A 21,388-nucleotide genomic window follows, 5' to 3' on the forward strand; every position below is an offset into this window, starting at 1 on the left:
GCACGATGGCCTCAGGCAATCCGCAAATCAGGACACCGGGCGGCTACACCGCGCTGCTGGACGATGCCGAGCGCGCCTCGCGCGACGAGATCGTGGCGTTGCAGACCAAGCGCCTGGCCTGGACGCTGCAGCACGCCTACGACAACGTCGCGCATTACAAAGCCGCGTTCGACGCCAGGGGCGTCCACCCGTCCGATTTCCGCCAGCTCTCGGACCTGGCGAAATTCCCGTTCACGCTGAAGACCGACCTGCGCGACAACTACCCCTTCGGGCTGTTCGCGGTGCCGCGCGACCAGGTGGTGCGGGTCCACGCCTCATCCGGCACCACCGGCAAGCCGATCGTGGTCGGCTATACAGCGGCCGACATCGAGATGTGGGCGACCGTGATGGCGCGCTCGATCCGCGCCGCCGGCGGCCGCAGCGGCATGATCATGCACAACGCCTATGGCTACGGGCTGTTCACCGGCGGGCTCGGCGCGCATTACGGCGCGGAGAAACTCGGCTGCACCGTGGTCCCGGTGTCCGGCGGCATGACCGAGCGCCAGGTGCAGCTGATCAATGATTTCAAGCCCGATATCATCACCGTGACGCCGAGCTACATGCTCGTCATCCTCGATGAATTCAAACGCCAGGGCCTTGACCCGCGAAAATCGTCGCTGAAATTCGGCATCTTCGGAGCCGAGCCCTGGACCAACGCGATGCGCGCGGAAATCGAGCAGGCGTTCGACCTCGACGCCACCGACATCTATGGCCTGTCCGAAGTGATCGGCCCCGGCGTCTCGCAGGAATGCATCGAGACCAAGGATGGGCTGCATGTCTGGGAAGATCACTTCCTGCCCGAGGTGATCGATCCCGACAGCGGCGAGGTGCTGCCCGACGGCGCCAAGGGCGAGTTGGTATTCACCTCGCTGACCAAGCAAGCGTTTCCGATCATTCGCTACCGCACCCGCGATCTGACGCGGCTGCTGCCGGGCACGGCGCGGCCCGGAATGCGGCGGATGGAAAAGATCACCGGCCGTTCCGACGACATGATCATCCTGCGCGGCGTCAACGTATTCCCGACCCAGATCGAGGAAGTGCTGCTCGGCACCGACTGGTGCGGCGGACATTTCGTCATCGAGCTGACGCGCACGGGACGGATGGACGAAATGACCGTGCTGGCCGAGGCGCGGCCGGAAAGCTGGGACGGCGCCGGGATGCAGCCGCACGCCGAGCGGGTCGCGACCTATATCAAGAACACCATCGGCATCACCGCGCAAATCAAAGTGGTAGCGCCCGACACGCTGGAACGCTCGCTCGGCAAGGCGCGGCGGGTGTTCGACAAGCGGCCGAGGGAGTGAGCGGCACCAAGAATATCGTTCGGTCGAAGTGCTCGACTAACTAACAATCGTCATTCCGGGGCGCGAGCACTTGCGAGCGAGCCCGGAATCCATACACCGCAGTGTCACCTGCTGGCACGTCGCCCAACTCATTCCCGCCAGGGATTATGGATGCCGGACCTGCGCTCCTGCCGGCTTCGCCGTCTGAAGCGCATTCCGGAATGACGAACTTGAGTTCAGTGCGCACGCGAAGAGCGTGACTGTCTCACAGATGCTCACAGGTGATCGTAATCCACCACCACCTTGTCCGTCACCGGCCGGGCCTGGCAGGTCAGGATGAATCCCGCTTGCAGTTCCCACGGCTCAAGCGAGTAGTTCAGCTCCATCTTGGCCTCGCCTTCGACCAGCTTGGCCCGGCAGGTGCTGCACATGCCGCCCTTGCAGGCGAATGGTAGGTCCATGCCGGCGCGCAATGCGGCGTCGAGAATCGATTCGCCTTCCGCCACCGGCACTTCGCGGCGCTTGCCGTCGATGGTCAGCGAGGCAATCGCCTTCGGCGGCGCGCCGGGGACGATCGGCGCCTTCGGCCGCGGCTTGCCGCCGAGGCCCGAGACAAAGCGTTCGACATGGATGCGCTCCTCGGCAATGCCGAGTTCGCGGCAGGTCGCCTCGACCTCGTCGCTCATCCCGGTCGGCCCGCAGATGAAGACGTGGTCGACGGTCGCCGCCGGCACCATCGCGCGCAGCAGCAGCCTCACCTTGTCGCCATCGAGCCTTCCTTGCATGATCGGAACGTCCTGCTCCTCCTGCGAGATCACGTGGAACACCGAGAGCCGCTGCATGTAGCGGTCCTTGAGATCTTCAAGCGCGTCGCGAAACAGGATGCGGTCGGTGGAGCGGTTGCCGTAGAACAGAAAGAACCGGCTGTCCGGCTCGCGCGCCAGCACGCCCTTGATCAGTGACAGGATCGGGGTGATGCCGCTTCCAGCGGCGAAGCCGACATAGATGCAGGCCTCGCCCGGCGTATGCGCTGCGCCGAACCGGCCGGTCGGCGTCATCACATCGATTTCGTCGCCGACCTTCAGCTCTTCGGTGGCCCACACCGAGAACGCTCCGCCGTCGACCTTCTTCACCGCGATCCGCAACTCGCCATCGTCGGGGCCGGAACAGATCGAATAGGAGCGCCGCACCTCCTCGCCATCCATCGTGGTCCGCAGCGTCAGGTACTGCCCCGGCGCGAAGCAGTAGGCCTCGGCGAGCTCGGGCGGAATCGCGAACGACAGCGAGATCGCGTCGCTGGCCTCACGGCGCAGGTCGCTGATGGTAAGCCGGTGGAAACGCGGAATCGATGCGGAGATGTTCATGATCAATGACACTTGAAGTAGTCGAACGGCTCGCGACAGCTCTTGCAACGCCACAGCGCCTTGCACGATGTCGAGCCAAACTCGGACAGCACCTCGGTATCGACCGAGCCGCATTGCGGGCACGCCACCTTTTGCGCGCCGAACAGCGCGCGGCGGCCGGATGCAGGAAGCGGCGGGGCGATACCGTAGGCTTTCAGCTTCTGCCGCCCCTCTTCGCTCATCCAGTCGGTGGTCCAGGCCGGCGCCAGCACGGTGCGGACGTCGGCGTCGGGAATGCCCACGCGCTCGAGCGCCAGTTCGATTTCCAGCGTGATCATGGTCATCGCCGGGCAGCCGGAATAGGTCGGCGTGATCGCGACCTCGACCCGACCGTCTTTCACCGAGACTTCGCGTAGCACGCCGAGATCGGCGATGCTGAGCACCGGAATTTCCGGATCGACCACGGTCGCGGCGGCATCCCAGGCACGTTGCCGCAATTCACTATCGGTGAGCGCGAGTGTCACCATGTCAGCCCCGGGAACGCCCGCTGGGTGTACTGCAATTCGGCGAGCAGATGGCCGAGATGTTCGCTGTGGCGGCCGCCGCGGCCGCCCTGCTGCATCCATGGGTTGGTGGGCTGCGTCAGCGTCGCCTCGGTGAGAACAGCCGAAACGGTCGACTGCCATTGCTCGCGCAAGCTTGCGGGATCGATCGCGATGCCGGCATCGATCAACCCGCGCTCGCCGGCGTCGGCTTCGAACATCTCGCCGGTGAAGGCCCACAGGTGCTCGATCGCCTCCTGCGCGCGGCGATGGCTCTCAGCGGTGCCGTCGCCGAGCCGGATGATCCATTCCGAGGAATGTCGCAGGTGATAGGCGCTTTCCTTCTCCGACTTCGCCGCGATCGCCGCCAGCGTCGGATCGGATGAATTCATCATCGCGCGCCAGTACGGATCTGCGAACGCCGAGTAGAACAATTGCCGCACCATGGTGCGGGCGAAATCGCCGTTCGGCTGCTCCAGCAGCAACAGATTGCGATACTGCCGCTCGTCGCGCAGATAGGCGAGCCGGTCCTCGTCGTTGCCCCGGCCTTCGACCTTGGCGGCGTAGCTGTAGAGTTCGCGCGCCTGGCCGAGCAGGTCGAGCGCGATATTGGCGAGCGCCATGTCCTCTTCCAGCATCGGCGCGTGGCCGCACCATTCGGACAGACGATGACCGAGGATCAGCGCATCGTCGGCGCGGCGCAGCGCGCAGAGAAACAGCGGGTCGTCGCCGATCTGGATCGAAGCAGAGGCCATTTTTGATCAACGTCCTTGTGCGCGATGACAAATTCAGGCGATAGCGGCGTCATTGCGAGGAGCACTTGCGACGAAGCAATCCAGTCTTCGCCCGTGGCCCTGGATTGCTTCGCTCACCGAGCGGCGTTTTGCGCCACCCGGTGGCTCGCGATGACAACGAATGTTCACATGTGTCCGACTTCGTCGGGCACGTCGTAAAAAGTCGGATGCCGGTAGATCTTGGAATCCGCGGGCTCGAACAACATCTCCTTGTCGGCCGGGTCGGACGCGGTGATCGCGTTCGACGGCACCACCCAGATCGACAGGCCCTCTCCGCGGCGGGTGTAGAGGTCGCGCGCCGCCTGCAACGCCAGCGTGGCGTCGGGTGCGTGCAGCGAGCCGACGTGCTTGTGCGCAAGCCCGTTGCGGCTGCGAATGAAGACTTCCCACAGCGCCATGTTCGGCGTGCTCATCGTGACCTCCCTGAGGTGTCGTGAAAGCGGCTTCAGGCCGCCTGCTTGTTCTTGCGCTTCTCGGCGTAGGCAACGGCTGCCTCGCGCACCCAGGCGCCGTCGTCATGCGCCTTGCGCCGCGCCGCCAGGCGATCGCGGTTGCAGATGCCATTGCCGGCGATCACCTGATTGAATTCGTCCCAGTCGATGGCGCTGTAGCTCCAGTGCCCGGTCGTCTCATCCTTGGTCATGCCAGGATCGGGAATGGTCAGGCCTAGATAATGCGCCTGCGGCACCGTGGCATCGACGAATTTCTGCCGCAGCTCGTCATTGGAGAAGCGCTTGATCTTCCACCGCGTCGAGGCGTCGCTGTGCTGACTGGCGACGTCGGGCGGGCCAAACATCATCAGGCACGGCCACCACCAGCGATCCAACGCGTTCTGCGCCATCGCCTTCTGCTCCTCCGAGCCGCGGCACAGCGTCAGCATGATCTCATAGCCCTGGCGCTGGTGAAACGATTCCTCCTTGCAGACCCGGATCATGGCGCGAGCGTAAGGGCCATAGGAGCAGCGGCACAGCGGGATCTGGTTCATGATCGCGGCGCCATCGACCAGCCAGCCGATCGCGCCGATATCCGCCCAGGTCAGGGTCGGGTAGTTGAAGATCGAGGAATACTTGGCCTTGCCCGACAGCATTAGGTCGACCAGCTCCTCGCGCGAGGAGCCGAGCGTTTCGGCGGCGGCGTAAAGATAGAGGCCGTGGCCGCATTCGTCCTGCACCTTGGCGAGCAAAGCGGCCTTGCGGCGCAGCGACGGCGCGCGTGTGATCCAGTTACCTTCCGGCAGCATCCCGACGATCTCGGAATGGGCGTGCTGGGAAATCTGCCGGGTCAGCGTCCGACGATAAGCCGCCGGCATCCAGTCGTTCGGCTCGATCCGCTCCTCGGCGTCGATCCGCGCCTGAAACCGCGCCGCGCGGGTCGCGTCTTCGAGGTTGCGGTCGTCGCCGTCGGAGGTGTTGAGCGCCTGGGTATACATGGCCGATCTCCTCGAGCCCGGGACAACGCGACGGAATATAATTGACCAATTGGACGGTCAATGCAAGTCTCGGAACTGGACACCACGCAGCGCGCGTTTGACGCGCTGCGGTACGAAAGGTTGATCGCAGCATGGCGCGAACGCGGGCGAACGACTACGACCAGAAGCGGCTCGGCATTCTCAGTCGCTCCGCCAAGCTGTTCGCCGAGCACGGCTATACCGGCACCTCGATCACCATGATCGCCGACGCCTGTGGCGTCTCCAAGGCGCTGATGTATCACTATTACAGCTCCAAGGACGCGGTGCTGTTCGATCTGCTGGCCGATCACCTGCAACAGCTCGTCGTCGTCGTGGAAGCCGCCGCAACGTCCGAGGGCGACGCCGAGGCCCGACTGTTCGCAATCTCGGCGGCGTTGCTGGAAGCCTATCGGGGCGCCGACGCCGAGCATCAGGTGCAGATTTCCAGCCTGAAACTGCTGCCGCCGGCGCAGCAAGAAGTGCTGAAGGCGCTGGAGCGCCGGCTGGTCGACGTGGTGTCGGCCGCGATCGCCGCCGCGATCCCCTCCGCCGCGAGCAAGCCCCAGCTGTTGAAGCCGCTGACGATGTCGCTGTTCGGCATGCTGAACTGGCACTATCTGTGGTTTCGCGAGGGCAAGGGCCTGACGCGAGAGAGCTACGCGAAGATGGTCACCGGGCTGGTGGTCGCCGGCGCCGAACAGGCGATGGCAGCAGTCGAAGAGAGCGCGAAACCCGAACGTCTCAATGCGCGCAAGAAAGCCGACAGACCGCGCGCGGCACTGGTTGGGCGAGCCGGCTGAGCGACGCGATCAAACGGCTTCGTCATTGCGTCGCTCTGGTTTGCTTCGTCGCAAGTGCTCTTCGCGATGACACCCCTCACCTGCTCGGATTCGGATAAACCATGCTGCGCCAGCCGGCGCGGTCGAATGGGGCCCATTCGCCTTCCGGCTGCGCCAGGCGCTCGGCGACGGCGTAGACCACCGCCGGATGATGGCCCATGCCGCAATGGCTGCTCTCCACCTCGATGTTCTCCGACATCGCCGAGGGCGTTTCCATGCAGCCCTGCCAGGCGCAGATGCCGTCTGTGCGGCTGAAGATGGCGGTGGTCGGCACCGGCGGCGTCTCCGCCAGCGCGCCGCCGAAATGCGGTTCGGCGTGCTCGGCGCTGTGGCCGCTGGCCATCTCGTAGACCCGCCAGGCATTGGTCGCTTTCGGCGGACCGGCGAACGGACTGCCGAGCGTGATCACCGAGCGCACCCGGTCCGGCATCAGCTTGGCGAGTTGACGCGCATACAAGCCACCAAGGCTCCAGCCGACCAGGCTGACCTTGCGGCCGTGGCTGTCGCTGAGTTCGCGCAACAGCTCGACCATGCCGTCGCGCACGCCAGCACGTAGCCCGAGGTTGCGGCCCTGGCCCCAGCCGCTGACCGCGTAGCCGCGACTTTTCAGGAAGCTGCGCAGCGGCTTGGTCGACGAATCGCTCGCCACCAGCCCGGGCAGCACCAGCACCGGATGGCCATCACCCTTCGGCGCCAGTGACAGCAACGGCAAGGCGCCGAGGAACGCGCCGAACTCGTGGAGTGCCCGACCCTCCAGAAACATCAGAGCCTTGGACGGCGCATGAAGCGCATGTTCAGCTGCGGACATCGAATTCCTCTCGGATCTGTTCTGGGTCCAGCCGCAGCGAAATCCGGGGCCAGCCTATTCGTGCACGAATACTACGCGGAAGTCTCAGGACCGTTCCGCGACCGGCTGATTGTTTAGCAGTGTAGGCAACGATTCGGTGATGACAAGCTGTGCCGATCCCGATCGCGGCGCGCCAGCCTGACTTGCTCACAGCATCCTGAACAGCACCTCAGCCGTGTACAAGACCAGACCTGCAAGCCCGCCGATCAGCGAGCCGTTGAAGCGGATGTATTGCAGATCCTTGCCGACATTGAGCTCGATCACCGAAATCAGCTGGCCCATGTCCCAGCCCTTGACCTGATCGGCGATGAAGCCGGAGACGCCGCTCTTGTGCTCGGAAATGAAGCTGCGCAACACCGCCGCCAGCCCCTGATTGATGTCGGCACGCATCTCGGCATCCGCCGCCAGCGCGGCGCCGGCTTTGACGAACATCTTCGTCAGCTGATGCTGCAGCACATTGCTTTCGCCGGCGGCGCTCTTGTCGATGAAGGATTTGATGTTGTCCCAAACCGTGCGCGCCAGGGCGTCGAGTTCGGGGCGCGCCAGCAGGTCGCGCTTCAAGCCGTCGATCTTGTCGGCAAAGCCCGGGTCGGTGTCGAGCCGCACGGCGAACGCCGTCAGCATATGGTCGAATTCGCCGCGGAACGGATGCTGCGGATCGTCGCGCACCTCGGCGAAGAACGCGCTCGCCGAGGCGACGATCCGCTTCACCAGATAGGCGTCGGCACGATAGAAATTCAGCAGCGTCGGCAATTCGTCGCGGATCTTGCCGCGGATCGCCGCCATGGTGTCGGGCTGAGTCAGTGCGTCATGGGCGACGCGCAAAATCTCGTCGAGCAAGCCGTGATGCCGGCCCTCGCGGATGAAGGCGCGTAGCGTCGCGCCGGCCAACGGCGCAACGTCGATCGACTGCAGCTGGGCAATGATGCGGCGGACGGCGAAAGTCTTCAGGCCGGAGGCTTCGGTGGCGGCCAAGGCTTCGGGCAGCAGCCGAATCACGAAGCGCGCGAGATCGGCGCTGCGCCTTGTCTCGCCGAGCCAATCGGCAACGAAGGCGGCGAAATCGATCTGCCGCAGCTTGGCCTCAACCGGCGCGGCAGCGAGGAAATGCACCTCGACGAATTCGCCGAGCTTGTCGGCGATGCGATGCTGATTGCTCTGGATGATCGCGGTGTGCGGGATCGGCAGGCCGAGCGGCCGCCGAAACAGCGCCACGACCGCGTACCAGTCCGCCAGCCCACCGATCGTGGCGGCTTCGGCAAACGCGGCGATGAAGCCGAACGCCGGATGCACCGGCAGCATGATCTTGGCGAACACGAACAGTCCCAGGCTCGCCGCCAGCACCAGCGCCGCCAGCGCCTTGACGCGCCGCAACTCCGCGGCGCGCGCGGCGTCGTGGGGGCCGGTCAGGAAGGTGACGTTGGCAGGCATGATGAGACTCGTCAGAGACCCCAATACATGAGCTTATCCTCATCCTGAGGAGCGCGCACTTGCGCGCGTCTCGAAGGATGAGGCCTCATGGTTCGAGATGGCGCCAATGCAGCGCCGCACCCGTTGCACCGGCATTGCCAGGCGCCTCCTCACCATGAGGGGGACGCATGTGGCGCATTGCAACCCAAAAAAGAAGGCCCGCATTTCGCGAGCCTTCGAAAAAAGATCGAGTGTGTGAGAAGCTCAGGCGCTCTTGCTGAAGGTCTTGGAGAAATTGTCCTGCACGGACTTGGCGCCGTCGGCGACCAGCTTGCCGAAATATTCGGTAGTCGACTTGGCGCGCGAGATCAGCACTTCACCCTGCGCACGAACCAGATCGGACTGAATCTGAACCGCTTCGTTGACGGACTTCGCGGAAGCAAGCTTGTCGATGCCCGAGAAGAAGGTCTCAGCATCCTGATAGATCGCCTGCTGGATGTTGCGGCTGATCTTGGCGACCTCGCTGACCGAATCGGCAACGGCGGTCTCGATCGCGGCGGTGACCTTTTCCGAACCGGCGTGAATGTCGGCGGCCTTTTCCTTGGCGGTGCCGGCAGCGCGCTTGACGAAGTCACGGGTGGCTTCCGGGACGTCGAGGTTCTGCATGTTCTTGAACGCATCGGTCACCGGTGCGAACGCCTGCTTGACGCTGTTCAGCACGGACTCGGTTTGCGTCTCGGTGTTGGCTTGGGTATTGGTTTCTTCGGTCATCTGTCTCTCCATCCTCGGGGTTGAGCTATGGTCTCACCCCGTCCGGAGTGGCCCAGGGTAGCCCCGATATGGCATGGTTAATTGTGCATTGCAATATAATTGGTGCAACGCATCAATCACAATTGTGTGATTTTTTGAGCAGATTGATCGAATCTTGATCAATGCTGGACCGCATCCGGCAACCCATAGGCTTCGAGCTGCGCCCGCACCAACGCCACGTTGTGCCCGAGCACGACGATGTCGTGGGTCCTCCCTGAGCTGTCCTTGACGTGATCGCGGTGTAGCGCCTCGGCCTTAAAGCCGAGACCTTCGAAGATCGCGATCGCGCCGGACTGATCGACGGTCATCTGCACCACCAGCTTTTCCAGGCCGGCGCCCAGCGCCAGCGCGAAGGTCTCCTGCGACAGCGCGCGCCCGACGCCGAGGCCGCGGACGTCGCTGGAGACCACATTGCGGATTTCTCCGACATGCGGCGACCACGACAGCGGATCGCGCACAAGGGTGCCGCAGCCGACCACCTCGGCGCCGCGCAGCGCCAGCAGGCTGGTGATGGCGCCGCGTTCGATCTCCTTGATCCAGGCCGCCAGCACTTTCGGCTCGCTGATATTGCGCGGCAGGAACAGCAGATCATGGGCCGGGAGCTTTTGCGCGAAGGCGAGGACAGCGGCCTCGTCGGCCTGCGCCATAAGCCGGAATTCGATCTTGCCGGCGTCGGTGAAGACAAAACGCGGATAGGAACGTAGCTCACTCGAACTCATGTCGACCTCTCGCCCAGCCAGGAATCCAGTTTCGGCCACAGCCGCTTGATCGCATTGGCACCCGCCACCAAGCTGACGTGGCCGCCCTTCAGGATCACCTCCTGCTTGTCGGTGGAGCCGATCTTCTGCACCAAAGGCTTGGCGGCATCGTAGGGCACGATGTGGTCGTGCTCGGCCACCGCGTGCAGGAACGGCACCGTGATCTTCGCAAGGTCCACCGGGCGGCCGCCGACCTCCATGGTGTCGTTGTAGAGCTTGTTGTCCCACATCAACTTCTTGGTGATCTGGCGGAAGTACTCGCCGGCGAGCGGCAGCGTATCGGTCGCCCAGCGATCGAACATCCGGTACGACTTGACGAATTCGTCGTTCCAGATGTTTTCCCAGAGCTGAATTTGGCTGGCGGCGCGCGATGCCGGCCGCAGCATTTCGAACGAGGTCAGGATCATTTCCGGCGGCACATTGCCGACACTGTCGACCAGCCGGTCGACGTCGAAATAGCGACGGTCGGAAAAATTGCTGAACAGCTTCATCTCGCGGAAATCCACCGGCGTGGTGAAGCAGATCAGGTTCTTCATCGGCCCGTCGGAAAAGATCGCGCCATACAGCAGCGACAGCACGCCGCCGAAGCAGTAACCGATCACGCTGACGTCGGTCTCGCCGGAATCGCGCTGCACCCGGCGCACACAATCCGGGATGAAGTCGAGCACGTAGTCCTCGATTCCAAGCGATTTCTCCTCCGGGGTCGGCGCGGTCCAGTCCAGCATGTAGACGTCGTAGCCGCTCTTCAGCAGGAATTCGATAAAGCTCTGGCCCGGCACCAGGTCGAGGATGTAGCCGCGATTGGTGGTCGCCATCACGATCACGATCGGCACCCGGTAGATTTCGTCCGCGACCGGCCGGTAGTGATACAGGTTCATGGTGCCGCGTTTGTGCAGCACATCCTTCGGGGTCGCACCGAGCGAAGGTCCCGACGAGGCGATGTATTCGACGCCCTTGATGCTGCGCTGGATCGCGCGCTGCACCTCGGACTGAATCCGCTCGGGGATCGACGACAGATCGAGGCCCGACGGCGCGTTCATTTGCGTGCCGGTTCCGGCGGCCGCTTGGTCCGCGGCGGTTTCGGCGCCGGCGGAACGACGCTCTCGGCTGGCGTGGCATGCTGGGCCGGAGCGGCATGTTCAGCCGGCGTCGGATGGCTCAGGCGCAGCAGCGTCGTGATCTCGGCGAGTTGGCCCTCGATCGCGGCCAGCCGTTCGCCGAAATTGGTCATCTGCGCGCGGCTCGGCAGGTTCATGCTGGTGAGGTACTTCTCCATCATGTCGCCGAGTTGCTTTTGCGCGCCAGCCGAGACGCCGCCGACCTGATTGACCACCTTGCTGAATTCCGGCGACGCCATCGCCTGATTGGCGAAGGCGTTGAATCCCTTTTCCATCTCGCCGAGCATATTGTGCCATAGCGCGACCGGATCGTTGCCTGCGTTCGCCATTGCTATCCTCCTGCGAGATTAGCGCGGCGGCCGGATCGGCCCCGCGCGCTTTTTGCGATCATTCCATACTGTTGCGCCGGAGCGGTCAACAACACAAAGCAATGGTACCGCGCCGCAACAGGGAACCGCTTCTGTAGCGCGGAAATCCATGTCATAGACGTCCCGGATTGCTCATCAGCGAGGAACCGCCCGTGCTTGACGTCCCGCATCATCCGCCCGCGCTCGCCAAGGCCAACGGCATCGAACTCTGCTACGAGGCGTTCGGCGCCGACGACGCGCCACCGATCGTGCTGATCATGGGACTCGGCGCCCAGATGATCATGTGGGACGATGAGTTCTGCCGCCAGCTCGCGACGCGCGGATTTCGGGTGATCAGGTTCGACAACCGCGACATCGGCCAATCAACCAAATTCTCCGGCGGCCGGCGGCTGACCGCCGCCGAGCTGCTGAAGCTGCGGTTCCTGCGGATTCCGGTGGCGTCGGAATACAAGCTGATCGACATGGCGAAGGACACCGTCGGGCTGCTCGACGCGCTGAATATCGAGTCGGCGCATCTGGTCGGTGCCTCGATGGGCGGCATGATCGCCCAGGAGGTCGCGATCAACTATCCGAAACGCGTCCGCACCCTGACCTCGATCATGTCCACCACCGGCAATCCGCGGCTGCCGCAGCCGACCCGCGAGGCCGCGCTGATGCTGATGGCGCCGCCGCCGACCACTCGCGACGAGTATATCAAACGCTTCGCCCAGACCTGGAAGGTGCTGCGGGTCGGCCACTTCCCGCAGGACGAGGCCAAGGACCGCGAGCGCGCCGAGCGCAGCTATGCGCGCGGGCTGAGCCCGGCCGGCGTCGGCCGTCAGCTCCGCGCCGTGCTGGCCTCCGGCAGTCGCAAGGAACGGCTGAAGGCGGTCAAGGCGCCGACGCTGGTGATCCACGGCACCGTCGATCCGCTGGTGCCGCCCGCGCACGGCAAGGACACCACCGCCTCGATCCCCGGCGCCAAGCTGCTGATGATCGAGGGCATGGGCCATGCGCTGCCGATCCCGATGTGGCGCACCATCATCGAGGCGATCGCGAAGAACGCCCAGGGGGAGACGCCGCACGCCATGTCGGTCCCCTGAGCGCGAGCTTCGTTCAGCCCGCATTCGTCATTGCGAGCCGAGGGCGGCGCGACGCGCCATCCGACAGCGAAGCAATCCAGGGGCTCCGGGTACAGACTGGATTGCTTCGTCGCTGCGCTCCTCGCAATGACGGATGGTCAAACCGGATGCCCGCTACCCGCCGGCCCAGACATCCAGCACGTAGCGATTATGCGTGCCGAGCTCGTCGATCCATTTCGCCGCTGCGGCTTCGTCGCCCGCGCTGCGCTCGCGATAGATCGCCGTCAACGCGGCCTTGACGTCGGGCTCCATCTTGCCGCCGTCGCCGCAGACATAGATGATCGCGCCCTGCTCGATCAGGCTCCAGATCTTGTCCTTCTGCTGCGCGATGAGATGCTGTACATAGGTCTTCGGCCCGTCGCTCCGGGAAAACGCGGTGTGCAGTTCGGTGACGCCGTCGGCTGCGAACGCCTTCAACTCGTCGGCATAGAGATAGTCCTGCTCCGGATGGCGACAGCCGAAGAACAGCATCGAGGGGCCGAGCACAGCACCCTTCGCCTTGCGCGCCGCGCGCTCCTGCAGAAAGCCGCGGAATGGCGCCAGCCCGGTGCCGGGGCCGATCATGATCAGCGGCACGCTGTCGTCGTCGGGCAGCCGGAACCCAGCCTTGGTCTCGCGCGCCGTGGCATGGATGGTGTCGCCGACGCGGCGGCTGGCCAGATAGTTGGAACAAACTCCACGATAGCGGCCGCGGCCGGACAGCGCCGGCCCCTCGACCACGGCCACCGTCACGCTGCAGCGCGACGGATCGAGCGCCGGGGACGATGAGATCGAATAATAGCGCGGCGCCAGCGGCGACAGCATTTCGAGATAATTCTGCAGCGGCAATTCGCAGGCCGGGTATTCCTCCAGCAGATCATACACCGACTTGCGCTTGCCCAGCACCTCGGCGCGGTAGCGCTCGGAGGACGACGCATCGTCGCCGACCCATGACAGCAGCTTGGGTTTGGTCTGCGGACAGCGGGTGTGCTCCGCCATCGCGGCGATCTGCTTGCGGGTGGCGATCTGTTGCAACTCGACGAACTCGGTCAGCAATCGCCCAACCGAGATCGCCTCGCCGGTCGGCAACTGCGCGCGGCGGCCTTCGGCGACCCGCAGCCGGATCTGGTCGGTCGGCGAAAACCCGAAACGGCGCGCGACCGCGTCGACCAGCGCCGGATCGTTGCGCGGCATCACGCTGAGATGATCGCCGACGCGATAGCTGACATGTTCCGGCAGCGCGATCTCAATGTGGCGGGTGGAGCGTTCCGAACCCTTTTGCAACTCGCTGTTGGCTACGAGCTTCATCGGCAATGCACCGCCGGTCATCACAATCGAATTGACGCTCGACTGCGCCACAGGCTCGATCCGGTACAGCGGCTCGTCGTCCGGGCCGCGGTCGAACTGGGCGTCGATGCCGAACTCCTGCACCGCCAGCGGACGCAACTTCACAAACCATGACTCAAACTGGCCTTCGAGATCATCGCGGGCGTCACCCTCGCCGCGGACATAGGCGTTGCGACCGCCATGGGCCTTGAGCTGGTCGTCGATGTAGCGCGGCACAGACTGATAGGTCGCGGTCCAGTCGCTGTTGCCGCAGCCAAACACCGCGTAGCGCAGCTTGGTAAACGCGTCCTTCGGCAGGTCGCTGCCCAGCCATTTGACGAATTGGGTGGCGTTGTCCGGCGGCGCGCCGTTGTAGGAGGCGCAGAAGATCAGCACGCCGCCCTCTTGCGGCAGCTTGCCGACATAGTCGTCGAGCGGACCGAGCCGGGTCGCGAAGCCGTTGACCTCGGCGAGATCGGCCACCCGCGTCGCGAGTTCCTCGGCGGTGCCGAGATTGGAGCCGTACAGCACCAGCAGCGGCGTGTTGTGGCCTGGCCGTGCCCGCGGCACCGCGACCGGCTCGGCAGACGCCGCCGCCGCACGCGCCGCGACCTGGCCGACGCTGCTGCGATCCTTGTCGCTCCGCGGCCGCACCTTGATCTTGAAGCCGTCCGGTTTGATCGTCAGCGTCTCCTTCAGCACCATCTGGTAGCGGGTGTGATCGATCAGCTTGAAGCGCTGCAGGATCATGCCGAGCGCCAACGCGGCCTCATGCATCGCAAAGCCGCGGCCGATGCAGGCGCGCTGGCCGTTGCCGAACGGCTTCCAGGCATTAGCCGGCCGTTTCGATTCGGCCTCACGAGAGAAGTTTTCCGGGTTGAAAGCGTCCGGATTCGGTCCCCATATCTTCGGATCGCGGTGCAGCGCCAGCACCAGCACAGTGACGAAGGTACCCTTGCGCAGCTTGTATTGCCCGCCAATGGTCTCGTCCTTGATCGGCGCGATGCCGTAGGCCGGCGCCGGCGGCCACAGCCGCAGCGTCTCTTTCAGGATCTGGGTGATGTAGGTGAGCTGGGTGACCTGCTGATAGGTTGGGCGCACATCGGTGTCGGCGCCGAGCACGCGATCGACCTCCTCATAGGCCCTCTTCAGCACCTCGGGATGCTTCATCAGCGCGTAGATCGCGCAGGATAGAAGCCCGCTGGTGGTCTCATGGCCGGCGATCAAGAAGGTGTTGATCTGGTAGCGGATGTTGACGTCGTCCAGCTGCTCGCCGGTGGCGCGGTCGACCCCGCTCAGCATCGCGTTGAGCATGTCCTTCTTGCCCTCGGCGGCCTCCGCGGCCTTGCGGCGTTCGGCGATGATCTCGTCGACCATCGAATTCATGAAGGCGACGTCCTCAGCCAGCGTCTGCCGCCGCTTCTTCATCCAGAAATTTTCCAGCGGCAGCCCGCGGGTCATCATGATGGTCTCGAGCGAGCGCACCAGCGACTCTACGAACGGATGGTAGTCGCGGCGATAGAACGAGTTGAAGCGATAGTCGAAGCCGCACAGGCCGATGGTATCGAGCGTCAGCGCGGTCATGTCGTGGACAACGTCGATCTCGTCGTCGCCGTTGAGGCGTTCCCATTTCTTCACCAGCTGATCGGCGATATCGACCATGCTCGGATGGTACGACTGCATCGCGCGGTTGCCGAACGGGGTCAGCAGGATGTTGTGCGCCTTGCTCCAGTTCGGCTCTTTGGTGTCGGCGGTGAACAACCCGTCGCCGCCGACCGAGCGCACCCGCCGTAGCGCGCCCCGCACCGCCTTGTCGAAGCGCTTCTCGTCGGAGAGTTCGTTGACCAGATCGTAGCCCGAGACGATCACCAGCGGCGCGCCCATCATGTCGAGCCAGAAGATCGGCCCGAGCTCCTTGGTCAGCCGCGCCAGATGCTGCACCGGCGCGGTCGGGTCCAGCGACAGCATGTTGCCGACCACCGGCTTCTTCGGCGGATGCGGGATCGGATCGAGCTTGTTGGTCGATGGCATCGCGAAACTTTCTCCTGCTGGCTTGCCGCTGATGCTGCCTCATCCTGAGGAGCGCGCCCCTTGGGCGCGCGTCTCGAAGGATGGGCCGCGATTGACAGTCTAACCGAACCTCCGTCTTCGCCATTCGATCAGCTTGGCGCTGACCTCCTCCGGCTTCTCCTGCTGGGTCCAGTGGCCGCTGTCGCGCACCAGATATTTCTCCAGGTCCGGCACGATCTTCTCCATCCCGTCGGCGGCCGACGGCGGCAGCACTGCGTCGTTCTCCGCCATAATCATCAGCGACGGCACCCGCACGGTATGGTCGAGCCCGGCCGAGCGCTCCCAGTTGCGCGTCATGTTGCGATACCAGTTGATGCCGCCGGTGAAGCCGGTTTTCGTGAACGTATCGACGAACACCTGCTTCTCCTCGGCCGACAGGATCGGCGCGCGCGGATCAAACTTGGCGTCATAGGCTGCGACCATCTGCGGAAACGCCAGATTGGTCTTCGGCGCGGCGCCGACGCCCGCGGTCGGGGCTTCGGCTGGCGCCGTCGCCTTTTGCGGAACCGGCTTCTTCATGAAGGCGTCGAACAACTGCTCGACCCGACCGCCGAAGATCCGGTCCGGCTCCTGCGATTCATTGAACTGCACGATATACATCTTGTCGCCGAACCGCTTGCGGAACAACTCGATCGGATCGGCCGGGGCGCGATCGGTGTGCGGCGTGTTGATGCCGACCACGCCGGCGACGCGGGCAGGATGCCGCAGCGGCATCTGCCAGACCACGAAGCCGCCCCAGTCGTGGCCGACGAAGATCGCCTTGTCGATCTTGAGATGATCGAGCAGCCCGACCAGGTCGCCGGTGAGGTGTTCGAGGTCGTAGTCCTCGACCGCCTCGGGCCTGCTGGTCGCACCGTAGCCGCGCTGGTCCGGCGCGATCACCCGGATGCCGGCCTCGGCCAGCGCCTTGATCTGGTGCCGCCACGAAAACGCGATCTCCGGCCAGCCGTGGCACAGCACCAGCGGCGGCGCATCGGTCTTCGGGCCGGCGTCGTAATAGCCCATCCGGATGCCGTTGACGTCGGCGAATTGCAGCGGCGGCATTTCAAGCATATGGAGTTCCGTATCTAATCGTTGTTCGGTTTATTGATTCCATGTTCGTCATTCCGGGTTCGCTCGCAGCTAACGCTGCGCGCGCCCCGGAATGACGGCTCATTTCGACAAGCATCCGTTCGCCTCGAAACATCAGCTCGCCACGCTTTGCGCCGCCGGCGGCGCGGCGTAGGCGGCCTGCAGCACGGCCAGTTCCTCGGGCAGCGTGTCGGCCATCCGCTGCACATGCGGAATGATGTTGGCGCCGGAGATGAAGCCGAAATCAAGCTGGTCGCGATAGCTCTGCACCGTGATGTTGAGCGCCAGACCGTGGGTCGAGATCGACACCGGGAAGATGTGCAGCAATTCGGCGCCGGCCGCATACAGCGTCTGCCGCGGCCCCGGCACGTTGGACACAGTGATGTTGGCGGCCGGCGGCAGCACGTCGGACAGGTTGGAGCGGCTGTAGAGCAGCGCCAGGATCTGCACCATGATCGGCGCGCCCAGCATCGAGACGTTGGAGATCTGCGGCATCAGTGCCCGCAGCGGATGCGACATTTCCTTCGACTTGGTCGATTGCGCGATGATGGTCTCCAGTCGTTCCTTCGGATCAGCGATATGGGTGGCGATCGAACAGATCATGCCGAACACCTGGTTGTTGGCGTCGGTGTTGCCCTCCTCGCGCAGCGAGATCGGCACCGCCGCTGTCATCGCCTTGGCCGGCAGTGCATTGTGTTCCAGCAGATAGCGCCGCACCACGCCGCTGGACAGCGCCAGCACCACGTCATTGAGCTTGCCGCCGGATTGTTTCGCCAGCGCCTTGGCCTCCGACAGCGACACCGAGACGCCGGCGAAACTGCGTTCCGAGGAGATCGACTTGTTGAGGATGGTCGGCGGCGATGCCATCGCGGCGATCTGGTCGCGCGATTTCGGGTCGGTGATCTTGCCAACCACGTCCGATACGCTTTTCAGCATGGTCGGCAGCGCGCCCGCGAATTTCACCGCGGCCTCGATCTGGTACATCGCATTGTCGAACAGGATCGAGCCGAGGTCGCTCTTGCCGGAGCGCGGCAGGTCGATGCTCTTGGCGTTGGACGCCGCGTCCCACGGCTTGCTCCACAGCGCCTGGTAAGAATCGATGAAATTGGCGGCGATGTCGCGCGGCTCCGGACCGGTCTTGGTGCGCGCCGCCGGCGGCGGCACCTCGCGCGGCACTGGCGTCACGTCGTAGATCATGCTGGTCAGCGCCGCGCCGGCGCCGCCGTCGATACAGGCATGGTGCATCTTGGAATACAGCCCGATCTCGTTGTCCTGCATACCTTCGAACACATAGAACTCCCACAGCGGCCGGGCGCGGTTCAGCAGCTTGGCATGCATCCAGCCGACGATCCGTTCCAGCGTGGCGCGGTCGTGCGGCGCCGGCAGGCTAGAGCGGAAGATGTGGCGGTCGATATCGAACTGATCGTCCTCGACCCAGCTCGGATGGTCGATGTCGAGCGGGGCCTTTTCCAGCCGCGCTTTCAGGATCGGCGCCAAATGCAGCCGCGAGGCGATCATCGCCTTGAAGTCCTCGAAGAAGTCGCCCGTATAGCCATCCGGCAGCCGGAAGATCGCCATGCTGCCGACATGCATCGGCATTTCCGGCGTCTCAAGGTACAGAAACGACGCGTCCATCGAGGACAGCTTCTTGCCCGCGTCAGCCATGGATCCCTCCCAAGATCATTTCGACGAGGCGCCTTGGCGGCGCTCTGGACGTCAGCAGCTATCAGTCTGCAATTACCGGCGGGGCATATGCAATGGCAAACGGCCCGGATCGATCAAATTGCCGGAACTGGCCTTCAGGCTGCGCCAGCCGGTCGGCCACCGCCCATAGCACCGCGGGGTTGACGCCAAGGCCAACATGGCTGGCGAGATGGACCTCGATGTTCTCGGCGGTCGGCGACGGCCGCAGCAGGCAGGTGCGCCAGTTGACGATGCCGTCGGTCCTGGAAAAGATCGACGTGGTCGGCACCGGCAGGTCGCCGGACAGTGCCTGGAGGTCCTCGAGCTTGACGTCCCTCAGCTGCTCGCCCGACAGCACTTCGTAGATCTTCCTGGCGTTGGTGGCGGTGATGTCGCCGGCGAACGGACTGCCCATGGTGATCACTGATCGCACCATGTCGGGCATATGCAGCGCCAGATCGCGGGCATAGATGCCGCCGAGGCTCCAGCCGATCAGGCTGACCTTGCTGCCGGTCGCGCCGTGGATACCGGTCAGCCGCTCCCGCAGCTGCGCGCGCATCCGGTAGACGCCGCCGGTATTGCGTCCGAGTTCCCAGGCATTGGCCTGATAGCCGAGGTGTTTCAGATAGCGCCGCAGTAGCAACGTCGACAGGTCGCTCGCCAGCAGCCCCGGCAGCACCAGCACCGGATGGCCGTCGCCTTTCGGCGCCTGCATCAGCACCGGTGACAGCAACACGCTGGCGTTCAGTTCGAACAGGCTGCGCGCTTCCGCCAGCAACAGGCCGAGGCTCGGCGGCCGCAGCCGGCCCGCGGCGGGCGCGCTAGGATCGTCCGACATCGTCGCCCGCGATCGACACGATTATTTCTTGTCCTTGCTGGTCAGCGCGCCGCCCAGTCCCGTCATGCTGACGAACATGTCCTGAAACCGCTCGGCGAGCTTTGGGTCGAAGGTGAACCAGCTCTGCATCAGCGCTTCGGGCGAGACCTTCTCGATGTTCGCCATCATCTGCTGCTGCATCTTGTCCATCACCGCGGTCTGCATCGGCTGCACATCCGGAAGTCCGAAGAATTGCCGCGCCTCTTGCGGGGTGCAATCGATCTCGACGTTAACTTTCATATCTGCTCCTGAATCACGTCTCAGCGACGCTCATTGGAGCATCCTGAACACAACCGCCAGTATCACCGCGACCGCCGTTACGATGCAAGCGATCTGACGCGGCGACCCCCGGCCCGGTTCAGCCGAACCGCTCGACCGTGAACGGTCGCAGGTCAGCGAACGGCTGCTCGCCGGTCATCGCCTCCGCCAGCAGCCGGCCGGTGGCCGGCCCCAGCGTCAGGCCGTGATGCTGGTGGCCAAAATCGAACCACAGGCCGGGGTGGCGGGGCGCCTGGCCGATCACCGGGAGCATGTCCGGCAGGCACGGCCGCGCGCCCATCCAGGGCTTGGCATCGACGGCGTCGCCGAGAGGAAACAGCGCCCGCGCCTGCGGCAACGCGCGTTCGAGCTGCACCGGTGTCGGAGGTGCGTCGCGACGGGCGAACTCCGCGCCTGTGGTCAGCCGGATACCGCGATTCATCGGCGCCAACAGGTAGCCGCGATCGGCGTCGAGTACCGGATGGTTGAGCACGGCGTTGCAACGCGCCGCCAGATGCAGGTGATAGCCGCGCTTGACGCCGAGCGGGATTTTGTAGCCGAGCGGCCGGAACACCAGGTCCGACCACGGCCCCAGCGCCACCACGACTTCACGGGCGACGATCGCGCTATCCGCCGCAACGATCCGCCAGCCGGCGCCGTCCTGCTGCAGCGACCGGGCGTCGCCAACGAGAAACCGCCCGCCTTTGCGGACGAACAGCGCCGCATAGGCCTTCACCAACGCGCCGGGATCCGGGATGAAGCCGGGCGCCGGCCAGTGGATCGCGCCGGCAAATTCGCCCGACAGATGCGGTTCGCGCGCGGCGATCGCGGCGCCATCGAGAATGTCCGCTGCGACGCCGAAACGTCTGGCGAACGCCAGCTCGGCGATGTTCTTCTCCATGCTCGCCTCGGCGCGGAACAGCTTGATCCAGCCGGTCCGCCGCAGCAGGTCCGGAACGTCGGCTTCCGCGATCAGTGCCTCGTGCTCGAGCAGGCTGCGCTGGATCAGCGGCAGCGCCGCCATCGCGCTGCGCAGCGCGCGTTCCGGCGAGGACGCCAGGAAATAGCGCGCCAGCCAGGGCAGAAACTCCGGCAGGCCGGACAGGTGATAATGCACGTCGGTCGAACGATTGAGCGCATAATGCAAAATGTGTTTGATATCGCGCGGGAACATGTAGGGGAACACCGAGGCGCATTCGATCAGCCCGGCATTGCCATAGCTGGTCTCCTCACCGGCGAGATCGTGCTTGTCGATCAGCACTACGTCGCGGCCGCGCTGCTGCAGATGCAGCGCGGCGCAGACCCCAACAATGCCCGCACCGAGCACCGCAACATCGGCTCTAACTTGGCTCATGGGTCTTAGATAGGGCCTGAGCTGGCGTCGCGCAAACCGACCTGTCGCGGCACA

The 21,388-nt window shown here is 64.6% G+C and carries 20 protein-coding genes; 3 read left to right on the plus strand and 17 right to left on the minus strand.

What is annotated here, in order from left to right:
• Positions 1-5 precede the first annotated feature (5 nt).
• Positions 6-1,340 carry a phenylacetate--CoA ligase PaaK gene (gene paaK / locus HXX15_RS00325; protein WP_296511470.1) on the plus strand — a complete coding sequence of 445 codons (1,335 nt, stop codon included), beginning with the start codon at positions 6-8 and terminating at the stop codon, positions 1,338-1,340.
• Between the two features lie 254 nt (positions 1,341-1,594).
• Here paaK and paaE read toward each other — a convergent pair whose 3' ends face one another.
• From paaE to paaA, 5 genes are all read right to left on the minus strand, one after another.
• Positions 1,595-2,683: a 1,2-phenylacetyl-CoA epoxidase subunit PaaE gene (gene paaE, locus HXX15_RS00330; RefSeq protein ID WP_296511472.1), complete on the minus strand. Its 1,089-nt coding sequence runs from the start codon at positions 2,681-2,683 to the stop codon at positions 1,595-1,597.
• Between the two features lie 2 nt (positions 2,684-2,685).
• On the minus strand, positions 2,686-3,189 hold the full coding sequence (paaD, locus tag HXX15_RS00335; RefSeq protein ID WP_296511474.1) for a 1,2-phenylacetyl-CoA epoxidase subunit PaaD: 504 nt from the start codon (positions 3,187-3,189) through the stop codon (positions 2,686-2,688).
• Complete coding sequence (gene paaC, locus HXX15_RS00340) at positions 3,183-3,959, minus strand: 1,2-phenylacetyl-CoA epoxidase subunit PaaC (protein WP_296511476.1); 777 nt, start codon at positions 3,957-3,959, stop codon at positions 3,183-3,185. Before paaC ends, paaD begins: the two co-directional genes overlap by 7 nt.
• Positions 3,960-4,123: 164 nt before the next feature.
• Positions 4,124-4,411, minus strand: a complete 288-nt coding sequence (paaB, locus tag HXX15_RS00345; protein WP_296511478.1) for a 1,2-phenylacetyl-CoA epoxidase subunit PaaB — start codon at positions 4,409-4,411, stop codon at positions 4,124-4,126.
• A gap of 32 nt (positions 4,412-4,443) precedes the next feature.
• Positions 4,444-5,427 (minus strand): 1,2-phenylacetyl-CoA epoxidase subunit PaaA, encoded by a 984-nt coding sequence (paaA, locus tag HXX15_RS00350; RefSeq protein WP_296511480.1) that lies wholly within the window; start codon positions 5,425-5,427, stop codon positions 4,444-4,446.
• A gap of 131 nt (positions 5,428-5,558) precedes the next feature.
• Between paaA and HXX15_RS00355 the strand changes: the two genes are divergently transcribed.
• A complete protein-coding gene (locus tag HXX15_RS00355; protein WP_296511482.1) occupies positions 5,559-6,245 on the plus strand; it encodes a TetR/AcrR family transcriptional regulator in 687 nt (228 codons plus the stop codon).
• Between the two features lie 76 nt (positions 6,246-6,321).
• On the opposite strand, the gene HXX15_RS00360 is transcribed toward HXX15_RS00355, so the two are convergent.
• The 6 genes from HXX15_RS00360 to HXX15_RS00385 form a co-directional block, all read right to left on the minus strand.
• On the minus strand, positions 6,322-7,092 hold the full coding sequence (locus HXX15_RS00360; protein WP_296511484.1) for an alpha/beta hydrolase: 771 nt from the start codon (positions 7,090-7,092) through the stop codon (positions 6,322-6,324).
• Positions 7,093-7,278: 186 nt separating this feature from the next.
• Positions 7,279-8,562 (minus strand): DUF445 domain-containing protein, encoded by a 1,284-nt coding sequence (locus HXX15_RS00365; RefSeq protein ID WP_296511486.1) that lies wholly within the window; start codon positions 8,560-8,562, stop codon positions 7,279-7,281.
• Positions 8,563-8,805: 243 nt separating this feature from the next.
• Entirely contained in the window at positions 8,806-9,312 is a 507-nt protein-coding gene (locus HXX15_RS00370; protein WP_296511489.1) for a phasin, read from the minus strand.
• A gap of 158 nt (positions 9,313-9,470) precedes the next feature.
• Positions 9,471-10,070: a GNAT family N-acetyltransferase gene (locus tag HXX15_RS00375; RefSeq protein WP_296511491.1), complete on the minus strand. Its 600-nt coding sequence runs from the start codon at positions 10,068-10,070 to the stop codon at positions 9,471-9,473.
• Entirely contained in the window at positions 10,067-11,149 is a 1,083-nt protein-coding gene (locus HXX15_RS00380; RefSeq protein ID WP_296511493.1) for an alpha/beta fold hydrolase, read from the minus strand. The genes HXX15_RS00375 and HXX15_RS00380 overlap by 4 nt, the downstream gene beginning before the upstream one ends.
• Positions 11,146-11,556: a hypothetical protein gene (locus HXX15_RS00385; protein WP_296511494.1), complete on the minus strand. Its 411-nt coding sequence runs from the start codon at positions 11,554-11,556 to the stop codon at positions 11,146-11,148. The genes HXX15_RS00380 and HXX15_RS00385 overlap by 4 nt, the downstream gene beginning before the upstream one ends.
• Before the next feature lie 191 nt (positions 11,557-11,747).
• Between HXX15_RS00385 and HXX15_RS00390 the strand changes: the two genes are divergently transcribed.
• On the plus strand, positions 11,748-12,677 hold the full coding sequence (locus HXX15_RS00390; protein ID WP_296511497.1) for an alpha/beta hydrolase: 930 nt from the start codon (positions 11,748-11,750) through the stop codon (positions 12,675-12,677).
• A 153-nt stretch (positions 12,678-12,830) separates the two neighbouring features.
• Here HXX15_RS00390 and HXX15_RS00395 read toward each other — a convergent pair whose 3' ends face one another.
• The 6 genes from HXX15_RS00395 to HXX15_RS00420 form a co-directional block, all read right to left on the minus strand.
• On the minus strand, positions 12,831-16,052 hold the full coding sequence (locus HXX15_RS00395; protein ID WP_296511498.1) for a cytochrome P450: 3,222 nt from the start codon (positions 16,050-16,052) through the stop codon (positions 12,831-12,833).
• A gap of 99 nt (positions 16,053-16,151) precedes the next feature.
• Complete coding sequence (locus HXX15_RS00400; RefSeq protein ID WP_296511500.1) at positions 16,152-17,144, minus strand: alpha/beta hydrolase; 993 nt, start codon at positions 17,142-17,144, stop codon at positions 16,152-16,154.
• A gap of 132 nt (positions 17,145-17,276) precedes the next feature.
• Positions 17,277-18,827 carry a wax ester/triacylglycerol synthase family O-acyltransferase gene (locus tag HXX15_RS00405; RefSeq protein WP_296511503.1) on the minus strand — a complete coding sequence of 517 codons (1,551 nt, stop codon included), beginning with the start codon at positions 18,825-18,827 and terminating at the stop codon, positions 17,277-17,279.
• A 61-nt stretch (positions 18,828-18,888) separates the two neighbouring features.
• Positions 18,889-19,683 carry an alpha/beta hydrolase gene (locus HXX15_RS00410; protein ID WP_296511505.1) on the minus strand — a complete coding sequence of 265 codons (795 nt, stop codon included), beginning with the start codon at positions 19,681-19,683 and terminating at the stop codon, positions 18,889-18,891.
• A gap of 21 nt (positions 19,684-19,704) precedes the next feature.
• Positions 19,705-19,962 carry a DUF6489 family protein gene (locus HXX15_RS00415; RefSeq protein WP_296511507.1) on the minus strand — a complete coding sequence of 86 codons (258 nt, stop codon included), beginning with the start codon at positions 19,960-19,962 and terminating at the stop codon, positions 19,705-19,707.
• Positions 19,963-20,080: 118 nt separating this feature from the next.
• Complete coding sequence (locus HXX15_RS00420) at positions 20,081-21,334, minus strand: FAD-dependent oxidoreductase (RefSeq protein ID WP_296511509.1); 1,254 nt, start codon at positions 21,332-21,334, stop codon at positions 20,081-20,083.
• Positions 21,335-21,388: the final 54 nt, after the last annotated feature.

It is taken from the genome of Rhodopseudomonas sp., assembly GCF_013377015.1.
Classification (GTDB): domain Bacteria; phylum Pseudomonadota; class Alphaproteobacteria; order Rhizobiales; family Xanthobacteraceae; genus JARJEH01.

Bases quoted from the DNA above. Each gene is read 5' to 3' on its own strand.
- paaK (WP_296511470.1), top strand. From the start codon at position 6: ATGGCCTCAGGCAATCCGCAAATCAGGACACCGGGCGGCTACACCGCG.
- paaE (WP_296511472.1), bottom strand. From the start codon at position 2,683: ATGAACATCTCCGCATCGATTCCGCGTTTCCACCGGCTTACCATCAGC.
- paaD (WP_296511474.1), bottom strand. From the start codon at position 3,189: ATGGTGACACTCGCGCTCACCGATAGTGAATTGCGGCAACGTGCCTGG.
- paaC (WP_296511476.1), bottom strand. From the start codon at position 3,959: ATGGCCTCTGCTTCGATCCAGATCGGCGACGACCCGCTGTTTCTCTGC.
- paaB (WP_296511478.1), bottom strand. From the start codon at position 4,411: ATGAGCACGCCGAACATGGCGCTGTGGGAAGTCTTCATTCGCAGCCGC.
- paaA (WP_296511480.1), bottom strand. From the start codon at position 5,427: ATGTATACCCAGGCGCTCAACACCTCCGACGGCGACGACCGCAACCTC.
- HXX15_RS00355 (WP_296511482.1), top strand. From the start codon at position 5,559: ATGGCGCGAACGCGGGCGAACGACTACGACCAGAAGCGGCTCGGCATT.
- HXX15_RS00360 (WP_296511484.1), bottom strand. From the start codon at position 7,092: ATGTCCGCAGCTGAACATGCGCTTCATGCGCCGTCCAAGGCTCTGATG.
- HXX15_RS00365 (WP_296511486.1), bottom strand. From the start codon at position 8,562: ATGCCTGCCAACGTCACCTTCCTGACCGGCCCCCACGACGCCGCGCGC.
- HXX15_RS00370 (WP_296511489.1), bottom strand. From the start codon at position 9,312: ATGACCGAAGAAACCAATACCCAAGCCAACACCGAGACGCAAACCGAG.
- HXX15_RS00375 (WP_296511491.1), bottom strand. From the start codon at position 10,070: ATGAGTTCGAGTGAGCTACGTTCCTATCCGCGTTTTGTCTTCACCGAC.
- HXX15_RS00380 (WP_296511493.1), bottom strand. From the start codon at position 11,149: ATGAACGCGCCGTCGGGCCTCGATCTGTCGTCGATCCCCGAGCGGATT.
- HXX15_RS00385 (WP_296511494.1), bottom strand. From the start codon at position 11,556: ATGGCGAACGCAGGCAACGATCCGGTCGCGCTATGGCACAATATGCTC.
- HXX15_RS00395 (WP_296511498.1), bottom strand. From the start codon at position 16,052: ATGCCATCGACCAACAAGCTCGATCCGATCCCGCATCCGCCGAAGAAG.
- HXX15_RS00400 (WP_296511500.1), bottom strand. From the start codon at position 17,144: ATGCTTGAAATGCCGCCGCTGCAATTCGCCGACGTCAACGGCATCCGG.
- HXX15_RS00405 (WP_296511503.1), bottom strand. From the start codon at position 18,827: ATGGCTGACGCGGGCAAGAAGCTGTCCTCGATGGACGCGTCGTTTCTG.
- HXX15_RS00410 (WP_296511505.1), bottom strand. From the start codon at position 19,683: ATGTCGGACGATCCTAGCGCGCCCGCCGCGGGCCGGCTGCGGCCGCCG.
- HXX15_RS00415 (WP_296511507.1), bottom strand. From the start codon at position 19,962: ATGAAAGTTAACGTCGAGATCGATTGCACCCCGCAAGAGGCGCGGCAA.
- HXX15_RS00420 (WP_296511509.1), bottom strand. From the start codon at position 21,334: ATGAGCCAAGTTAGAGCCGATGTTGCGGTGCTCGGTGCGGGCATTGTT.